This is a genomic window from Nitrobacter sp. 62-13 (genome assembly GCF_001896955.1).
GTDB lineage: Bacteria > Pseudomonadota > Alphaproteobacteria > Rhizobiales > Xanthobacteraceae > Nitrobacter.
Map to the genome: position 1 here is coordinate 1 of NZ_MKRN01000060.1, position 2301 is coordinate 2301.

General features: G+C 64.4%; 3 protein-coding genes. All 3 read right to left on the minus strand.

Going from position 1 to position 2301, the window contains the following annotated elements:
* A partial coding sequence (locus BGN91_RS06180; RefSeq protein ID WP_292611472.1) for an aminotransferase class V-fold PLP-dependent enzyme occupies positions 1-689 on the minus strand: 689 nt, incomplete at its 3' end.
* A gap of 149 nt (positions 690-838) precedes the next feature.
* The gene (locus BGN91_RS06185) at positions 839-1423 is read right to left on the minus strand and encodes a CoA-binding protein (RefSeq protein ID WP_292611474.1); all 585 of its coding nucleotides are present in this window, start codon (positions 1421-1423) and stop codon (positions 839-841) included.
* 162 nt (positions 1424-1585) lie between these two features.
* A partial coding sequence (locus BGN91_RS06190; RefSeq protein ID WP_292611476.1) for an enoyl-CoA hydratase occupies positions 1586-2301 on the minus strand: 716 nt, incomplete at its 5' end.

Sequence of the window (2301 nt, forward strand, 5' to 3'; positions counted from 1 at the left end):
CAGTCGAACGTGCCGGCGTCGACGATGATGCCGCCGAGCGAGTTGCCGTGGCCGCCCAGGAATTTCGTGAGCGAGTGAAGCACGATGTCCGCGCCATGCTCGATCGGCCGGATGAGATAAGGGCTCGCCATCGTGTTGTCGACGATCAGGGGGACTCTCGCCTTGCGCGCCACCGCGGCGACGGCCTCGATATCGGTGATCGAACCTCGCGGGTTGGCAATGGATTCGATGAAGATCGCCCGCGTTCGCGGCGTGACCGCCTGCTCGAAGGATTCAAGTTCGTCCGGGTCGGCCCACGCCACGTTCCAGCCGAAGCTCTTGAAGGCGTGGGTGAACTGGTTGATCGATCCGCCATAGAGCTTGCGCGAGGCGATGACCTCGTCGCCGGGTTTCATGAGTTGCTGAAGCGTGACGACCTGCGCGGCGTGTCCCGAGGCCACCGCCAGCGCCGCGGTGCCGCCTTCGAGTGCTGCGACGCGTTCCTCCAGCACCGCGTTGGTCGGATTGCCGAGGCGGGTGTAGATGTTGCCGAAGGCCTGCAATCCGAACAGCGACGCTGCGTGGTCGGCGTCGTTGAAGACGAACGACGTGGTCTGATAGATCGGCGTCGTGCGCGCGCCTGTGGTCGGATCGGGCTGCGCGCCGGCGTGGACGGCAAGCGTTGCAAAGCCGGGGATGCGATCGGTCATCTCATGTCCTGTTTCGGTCGGAGGTCATTCCGCTAAAGTGTTTTCGATGCTGATGGGATCATGCGCCGCCGTCAAGGCGCTACGGAAGGCTTTGCCGGTTTCGGCATGCGGCCTTGAGGCACGGCAAGGCTGAAGGGAGGCTTATGCGCTCACGCCGGGTCGCTTCTGTCCTTGGCGGCGCGGTCGGCGGCCAGCGTGCTGCCGCCGCCGACGCTGACGCGGTTGAGCGACAGCCGCTGGCCATGCACGGGCATCGGCGCGCGTTTCGAACTCAGCGTGCGCGAGTTGACGCCCATCCACGATATCTCCGACGACAGGCGGCCATATTCGATCTTCGGGCAGCGGTTCATCACCACCTTGATGCCGGCCGCCTCGGCTTTGGCCGCCGCCGCGTCGTCGCGCGCGCCAAGCTGCATCCAGATCACCTTCGGCAGCGGCGACAGCGTCAGCGCCTCCTCGACGATCGGCATGATGTGGCTGGAAGAGCGGAAGATATCGAGCATGTCGAACGGACGGCCGATGTCCTTGAGCGACGCAGCGAAGGGCTTGCCGACCAGGCTCTTGCCGACGTGGCCCGGATTGACCGGGATCATGTCGTATCCGCGCTCGGCGAGATACTTGAACGCGAAGTAACTCGGCCGCACGTTGACCGGCGAGGCGCCGACCATCGCGATGGTCTTCACGCTGTCCAGGATTCCACGGATGTAGCTGTCGTCGTAGGTGTCGTGGTTCATGCTTTACGTCAATCTGCTTTCTTTGGGTACATGGCCGGGCCTGTCCAGGCCATCCACGTCTTTCCGTGATTGATGCTCAAGACCGTGGATGCCCGGCACAAGGCCGGGCATGACGCCTGCGCTTTGCTTGTCTAACATTATTAGATTAGCGCGGACCAAGCCTCATCGATCTTTCCACTTCGGGTCACGTTTTTCGATGAAGGCGCCGATGCCCTCCTCGGCATCCCGGGCCATCATGTTCTCGGCCATGACCTCGGCGGCGTAACGATAGGCGTCAGCCAGGTTCATTTCGGCCTGCCGGTAGAAGGCGGCCTTGCCGAGCTTCACCACATAGGCCGATTTGCGCGCGACTTTCTGCGCAAGTTCCAGTGCGGCATCGCGCTCAAGCCCATCGGCGACCACGCGGTTGATCAGCCCCATCCGCTGTGCCGCCCTGGCGTCGACCGGCTCTCCGGTCAAAAGCATTTCCATGGCCTGCTTGCGCGCGATGTTTCGGGTCAGCGCCACCATCGGCGTCGAGCAGAACAGGCCGATGTCGACACCCGGCGTCGCAAAGCGCGCCTTTTCCGAAGCCACCGCGAGATCGCAGGTCGCAACGAGTTGACAACCGGCCGCGGTGGCGACGCCCTGCACGCAGGCGACCACGGGCTTCGGCAGTTGGACGATGGCCTGCATCATCGCGCTGCAGATCGTCATCACGTGCGCGAAATAGGCGCGGCCGCGATCGGGATCGGCGCGGTGCGCGGTCAGCTCCTTGAGGTCGTGGCCGGACGAGAACGCCGAACCGCCGGCGGCGATTACGACTGCGCGGATCGCCGGGTCGGCGCCGGCTGCGTCGATTGCCGCATGAAGTTCGCCGATCAGCCGCTCCGACAGGC